This is a genomic window from Mesorhizobium sp. P5_C1 (assembly GCF_054049815.1).
Genome location: NZ_JBFULQ010000311.1, coordinates 1 through 6,623 on the forward strand (window position 1 = coordinate 1; position 6,623 = coordinate 6,623).

A 6,623-nucleotide genomic window follows, 5' to 3' on the forward strand; every position below is an offset into this window, starting at 1 on the left:
ATTCGATTCCTTGCCCTTCGGAGCCTTCGGGCCGAAGAACACGTCCACCGAGCCATCGGCGTTTTTCTGGATGTCCGTGTTCTGCGACGAACGGCTCGACCACTTCTGGTCACGGATCAGCGCGTGAGTCGCCCGGTCGTAGGCGGTCGCCGACCAGTACTGGCTCACCGGCGCCTTCGCCGGCACGGTAAGGCGATAGGTTCTGGCGCCATCGAACTGCTTGCCGCCCGCGTCCCTGAACGTCATCAGGTAAAACTGGCCGGCGCCCAAATGCTTGGCGCTGAAGAATCCCATCGAGTAGGCCACTCCGCGCCCCTCCGTAGGATAGTCGCCCGGCTTGGCAAATTGTGTCGACATGCCTTCGATGACGGCGGGCGTGGCAGGCACCGCCCAGTGGGCGCTGTCGTAGTAGGTGGCCCCGAACAACTGCTCGTAGCGCATGTCGAGATAGGCGTGGGCTTCCTGTGCCGCTGCCCTCAGGGCCGTTTGGGTCCCGGCGTCGGGCGCGAACGGCTTGCCTTTTTCGATGCCAATCGACTTGAGCATGTCGATCATCGCCTTGTCTCGCTCCAGCCACGGCTCGTATTGCACCATGCGGTCGAGCGACTTGTAGAAGTCGATGTCATAGGGGATCGTGGCATCGAAGACGACGTCGATCGCATCGACGAATGTGGTCGGCGGTGGATTGCCAGCCTCCGAGAGCGGGTAAAGCTTGACCCGCTTCCCGTATTCGACCGCCTTTGCGACATCGGCTGCGCTGCCGCTTTTTAGGATGGAGCGAAGCAGCGCATAGCTCTGGTAGGTGTTCGATGGCAGCGCGATGTAGCCGTCGGGCGCCTTGTCCTTGTAGCCCGGCGGCAGGATCAGGTATTTGCCGCCCTTGCCCTTGTCGACGCCGGCCGGTCCGACATCTTCGAGAGCCGCCTGCCAGGCATCGTCGATGCTGCCGGTTATCGAGCCGCCGTCTGCAGGCGGGATTTCGAGGACGACCGGGCCAACGTCCTTGGTATCGATGAAGGGCATCAGGTAGATGGAATCCGGGTTCGGTGTGAGCGTCTGGTTCTTCCAATCCGGCAGGCGGGACCAATAGACGATCTGGTTGACCTTGCCTTTGGCCTYGTTGAGCGTTTCCTGCAGCATCAGGTCGTAATTGACGGCCGGAATGCCCCAGATGACCGCCTCGACGGCACGGCGTTCGATCGTGCGCGCGGCGAGTTGCTCCGAAGTCCACACCTTCGCGGCGCTGGGATCGGTCACGGACATTGAAAGACCGAAAGCGAAAGCGCCTGCGAGCAGATGTCTGAAGGTCATGGCGTTCTCCGTCTGTGATTCCGCGGTTCGGCAGACGCCGGCGGCAGGCGTGCGCCTGCCGCCGGAGCACATGCTTTAGTGCCCGCTGTTGAAGCTCTCCGCCATCTTCGCGAGCGCCTGGTCAAGCGTGAAGCTCGCCGCTTTCTGGCGTGGAGGGTAGTCCTTGAACGATGCAAGGAACGGCTGGACGACCGCTTGCGCCGCCATAATCATGTAGCCCTTGGACATGTACCAATCGAAGTAAGTGTTCGAGGTAACGTCCGCCCGCTCATACGGATCTGTCCTCAGGTTGAAAAGTTTGGGACAGCGCAGGACGACCAGCGGATCCATCCACAGGCGCAACGTGCCTTCGGTCCGCTGTTCCATGAACACGACCTTCCAGTTCTTGAAGCGCACTGCCACGAGGCTGCCGTCGTCGTCGAAATAGACGAGGCCATGGCGCGGGCTCTCCACGCCTTTCTTCGTCAGGAAATCGAAAAGGTTGTAACCATCGATATGGACTTTGAACGTCTTGTCGCCGGCCTTGTGGCCCTTGAGCAGCTTGTTCGGGATGTCGGCATCGCCGGCGATCGCGCAGAAGGTCGGCAGCCAGTCGTGGTGCTGGACAATGTCGTTGGTCACCTCGCCTGCCGGAACCTTGCCGGGCCAGCGAACGATGAGCGGCACGCGGAAGGCGCCTTCCCAATTGGTGTCCTTCTCCGAGCGGAACATCGTCATGCCGGCATCCGGCCATGAGTTCATATGTGGGCCGTTGTCGGTCGAGTACATGACGAAGGTGTCGTCGGCGATGCCGAGCTCGTCGAGATAGTCGAGCATTTCTCCGACGTTCTTGTCGTGGTCGATCATCGTGTCGTGATAGGGCGACTGGTCTGGCCCTGCCTGCCCCAGGCTCTCGGGCTTGGTGTGGGTGCGAAGATGCATGTGGGTGAAGTTGAGCCACATGAAAAACGGCTTGCCGGCATCATTCTGGCGTTTGATGAAGTCCTTCGCCTTGGCCGCGATTTCGTCGTCGACGGTCTCCATGCGTTTGCGCGTCAGTGGACCGGTATCAGTGATTTTCTGCTTGCCGATGCGGCCCCAGCGCGGTTGCTCGGTGGGGTCGTCCTTGTCCGTCGCCCAGCAATGCAGCAAGCCGCGCGGGCCGAATTTTTCCTTGAACCGCGGGTCCTTCGGATAGTTCGGATCTTCCGGATCTTCCTCGGCGTTGAGGTGGTAGAGATTGCCGAAGAATTCGTCGAAGCCATGCGCTGTCGGCAGATATTTGTTCATGTCGCCCAGATGGTTCTTGCCGAACTGCCCCGTTGCATAGCCGAGCGGCTTGAGAACTTCCGCAATAGTCGGATCTTCGGCCTGCAGGCCGACATCGGCGCCCGGCAGGCCGACTTTTGAAAGACCTGTGCGATAGACGCTCTGCCCGGTGATGAAGGACGAGCGACCGGCGGTGCAGGACTGTTCGCCATAGGCGTCGGTGAACATCAAGCCTTCCTTGGCGAGGCGGTCGATGTTGGGCGTCTTGTAGCCCATCAATCCGTGCGTGTAGCAACTCAGATTGGCCGTGCCGATATCGTCGCCCCATATGACGAGGATGTTCGGCTTGCCGGTCTTTGGTGATTTCGCCATCCTGTTTCTCCTTGGTTACCGCTGTCTCAGTGGCATGATCGCGAATGGCTGAAGCGCCTTTTCACGGGATCACGTGCAGCCATTTCAAAATCCGCGTGACGATGCCCTGCTCTTCCTTCTGGATTGATCGGAGTGTTTTCAAAGTGTCGGCAATGTCGTGGAGAGCCTTACGGTTCTCGGCGCTGTTTTCATCTGCGAGTTCGGCGATTGCGCTGTCCTGCGCCTTGTGCAGTTCACGAAGCGCGGTTCGCAGCGCGATGATGCGGGGAGTTTCCATCTCAAGGTTGTCCATCCTTTCTCATGCAGCTGAGGCGTCCGTGAACGGACCGACGTTGAAAACCATGCTGCTGATGGCGACGAGACCGATCAGCAACAGGATCACTGCCGTTATCAGCGTGAATGAGACCGGGTATCCGCTTTGGGCATGGATCAGACCGGCATCGTGCATCGCATCGCGTTCGCGGCGCAGTCCGGCCATGAAAAGCACGTGATAGATGATGCCGACGACCAGCATCAGGATGCCGAGCAGCACCAGCGTCACCCCGAAATTGCGCGGTGCGGCGGCGTGAGCGAGCGTGCCTGCGTCCCGCAGCTTCTGGAACACCTGGAAGATGGTGAAGCCAAAGCTGATCAGGGATAGCGCGGTGCGGATCACCGACATCAGCGTGCGGTCGGCGCTCATGCGGGTGCGCTGGAACGACATGCCGGTTCGGCGCGACGACAGCTCGACGGAGATGCTATCGGAGCCGGATTTTCCGGTTACGGGTGCAACGCTCATTGCGGGGTCCTGCGAACGGGGCAGTGTCGAAGTCGACCAGCACTCTCGGGTCGCGGCGCAGGATTTCGAAGTACGTTACGGTAACGATACGTGCGGGAAGGGCCGAACTGCTGGACTCCTGATTGTCAGAACCCCGAGTTCATTCCGCCGTCGGATCGGCCTTCAGGATCGTTCCGAGCTGATCGGGTGCCGGGGTTTTCCCCTTTCCCTCCATCATCGCAATGGGAGCGGTGACCGTCGTTGCCGCGACCTTGCCGACCGTCCCCACTGTGCCCGCAATCATCATGCCCAGTCCGTCGCCAAGGCTTGTACGCGAGTCGGTCAGGATCTGGCCGGAGGCCAATTGAGATCCCAGCAACGCCACGATTTCAGGACTCTCGGCAAACTTGCTGTGATTCAAGCGATCGTCCGTCTTTACATTGGTCAGGTCGATGACCGTTATTCCCGCCGCTTGCAGCTTCGACTTGTATGGCTCTTTTGACGGATCAATCTGGCCCACCCGGTCGACATCGCCTGAAATCAGACGCGAGATTGCAAGCGCCCGGTCGTCGCGCGAGATCATGATGGTGAATTTCGGCTTCTTGGGCCCGAGTTCTGTCCACTGGCGCCCGAAGACATCCACATCAAGGTCGGGAGATGCAAGAATTACATTCCTGATTTTGGGAGAAACCTGACCGTCCTGCAGGGCCATTTGCCTCAGCCCCTCCATGGCGAGCCAGGTTCCCATCGAATGGGCCATAACGGTAATGTCGGTGACGCCGCGATCATTGGCCAAAGCCTTCAATGTTCGTTCGAAGGCGGTGCGGGAAAAGTTGGTGCTTTCCTTGTCGTAATTGTAGTCGAGGACGCTGGCGCGCGATGGCCAGGTGAAAAGGATGGGCGTGACCTTCGCGCCCGAGTCATGGACAAATTGCGCGAAGCGAAAAACAGAATCCTCATAGCGGTTGTTGAAGCCATGGACGAAGACGAGCACATGGCCGCTCGGATTGTGAGAGTGCAGCCAGTCGCCGGCCTGCGGGATTGAAAGGTTCTTCGCGGCAACGACAGCAAACTCCTTTTGGGGATTCGGCGGCAGCTTTTTCGGCCACTCGACCGTGCCGGATGCACGGTCCGGCGGAATTGAAATGGTCAGGTCGGTCAAGGAAAGAGTCGGGCTGCGCTCGCCCGTGAACAGCGTTGCAGGATCGCCCGACGGTTTGCGGCTGGTCGCCACCAACATCGTTACGTCAGATGCCGACGCTGACCGCATATTAACGGCTACCGGTGCCAAAACGCCTTCCGGTCCCCCTCCGCACGCCGTCAGCGTGAGCAGGTACAAAGCCGCGACAATCTTGCCAACCCGCTTGCGCATCAGCACTTGGTTTGTCCCGCCGCTCAAAACTTGCCGGAAACGTCGAAGAACACAGCGTCGCCCTTCATGCGGTTTTCGACCTCGACCTCATGGGCCCACCTCAAGGTGAAATCGACCTCGGTTTTCTCTCCGAACTTGGCCTTGTATTTGACCAGCGGCCCGAGCGCGATCGAGCGGCCCCTGAATCCATCGTGGGTGTCGGCGAACGCGCCCCGATCGTCTTCGATTTGGTCCAGGAAGCCCGCGATCGCCCCCACGGAAAGGTTCTCCGTTACGGCCTTTGTGACCGAAAGATCGAGGTGGGCCATCGCACCGCTGTAGTAATCGGTGTCCGGGTTCGTGGTGTTGATGTCCACGCCTAATTTGGCGGAAAGGTCCAGCCCGTGTTGCGGGATGAGATAGGTGAATCCGATCGCCGGCGTGAACGTCCAGTAGTTGAGGCCGATGAAGGCAAGGTCCCCTTCCTTCCATTCGCCGGTCGGTGCGGTGATCGTCAGGGATGCCGACAGCCAGGTGTTCATGGCATCGTTGTGCCACCCAAACACGAGCGGCGCGAAAGCGATGTCGCCGAGCCCGGTGACATGCTGATCCGCCCCCAGCGGGCCGACCGCGGCAGTGGCCCCGGTCCAGCCCAGGGGGACGGCAAGCTGGACGGCGTAGGTCCAGTTTCCTGGCAAGTGCAACTCGGGCACGTAAACCCCTGCCAGAATCGCGGCATAGATATCGCCGGTGAGACCCACCGCGACCGAGCCTTTGCCGAATGGAACCTGGCCATCTGCTTCGCCATGGTAGTAGATGTTGGACATTGCCCAATAGCCGGCGCCCGGCGTGGGCGGCACAATACCCGCACCGGGACTCGCGAAGGCGCCGGGGATATAGCGTCCGGCAACGGCCTCGGTGGCATTTGCTTGCCCTGTGGGAGCGAATGCCACAAGAACAGCTGTCGCGGTAAATAGCCAGGCAGATGATCTTRATTCAGTCATCGTCTCCCTCTCTGTACCAAGGTCTCATTGGTCGCTAAAAACTGACCAACGAAACGCCGACCTCCATGTTGTAGTCGTAGGGCCGGTCGTTGCCGATGCCGATACCTGGCYTGATGTAGCCATTGATGGCGCCGCCGTTTGCCAGTTTGCCCAGATTGAAGCCCAAGGCAACCTCCCAGGACATGGGTGCTGTCTTGGCTTCGAAATCGTAACTTGCGGTCAAGTCGGACGTGAGCCACCAGCGTTTGGCGTGAGGTTTGTCGACGACGTAGAGATCGAAATCGCCGCGATTGACATTGGCTCGGTCACTGTGACCGGCGAATGAAAAATTTTGGATGTAGGCGGGGGCGATGATGACCTCCGGACTGGCAAAATAGGCCCAGGTCAGCCCGGGCGCGGCGACCCATTTGCCGGTGCCAAGTACATCCTCGGAGGCGGTCGGCGCATAAATCTCGGTGCTGAGGATAAACGCCTGCCGCCTGCTCAAATAGGGAATCCAGCTGAGCTTAGCCGCAATGTCGCCGAGGCCGAATTCGTCGTCGCCGGTCAGATTGGTTGCATCGAGCGGCACGGTCAGACG

7 protein-coding genes are annotated in these 6,623 nt (G+C 60.0%); all 7 read right to left on the reverse strand.

The window, feature by feature from the left end:
• On the reverse strand, window positions 1-1,311 hold a 1,311-nt coding region (locus ACXJ7R_RS21445; protein ID WP_457153599.1), incomplete at its 3' end, for a DUF1254 domain-containing protein.
• A 75-nt stretch (window positions 1,312-1,386) separates the two neighbouring features.
• Window positions 1,387-2,931, reverse strand: a complete 1,545-nt coding sequence (locus ACXJ7R_RS21450) for an arylsulfatase (protein ID WP_457153600.1) — start codon at window positions 2,929-2,931, stop codon at window positions 1,387-1,389.
• A gap of 61 nt (window positions 2,932-2,992) precedes the next feature.
• A complete protein-coding gene (locus ACXJ7R_RS21455; RefSeq protein ID WP_457153601.1) occupies window positions 2,993-3,223 on the reverse strand; it encodes a hypothetical protein in 231 nt (76 codons plus the stop codon).
• A gap of 6 nt (window positions 3,224-3,229) precedes the next feature.
• Window positions 3,230-3,709, reverse strand: coding sequence for a YidH family protein (locus tag ACXJ7R_RS21460; RefSeq protein WP_457153602.1), 480 nt, complete (start codon window positions 3,707-3,709; stop codon window positions 3,230-3,232).
• A gap of 139 nt (window positions 3,710-3,848) precedes the next feature.
• The gene (locus ACXJ7R_RS21465; RefSeq protein ID WP_457153605.1) at window positions 3,849-5,060 is read right to left on the reverse strand and encodes an alpha/beta hydrolase; all 1,212 of its coding nucleotides are present in this window, start codon (window positions 5,058-5,060) and stop codon (window positions 3,849-3,851) included.
• A 23-nt stretch (window positions 5,061-5,083) separates the two neighbouring features.
• Entirely contained in the window at window positions 5,084-6,043 is a 960-nt protein-coding gene (locus ACXJ7R_RS21470) for a SphA family protein (RefSeq protein WP_457153603.1), read from the reverse strand.
• A gap of 34 nt (window positions 6,044-6,077) precedes the next feature.
• The coding region (locus tag ACXJ7R_RS21475) for a hypothetical protein (RefSeq protein WP_457153604.1) at window positions 6,078-6,623 on the reverse strand (546 nt) is incomplete at its 5' end.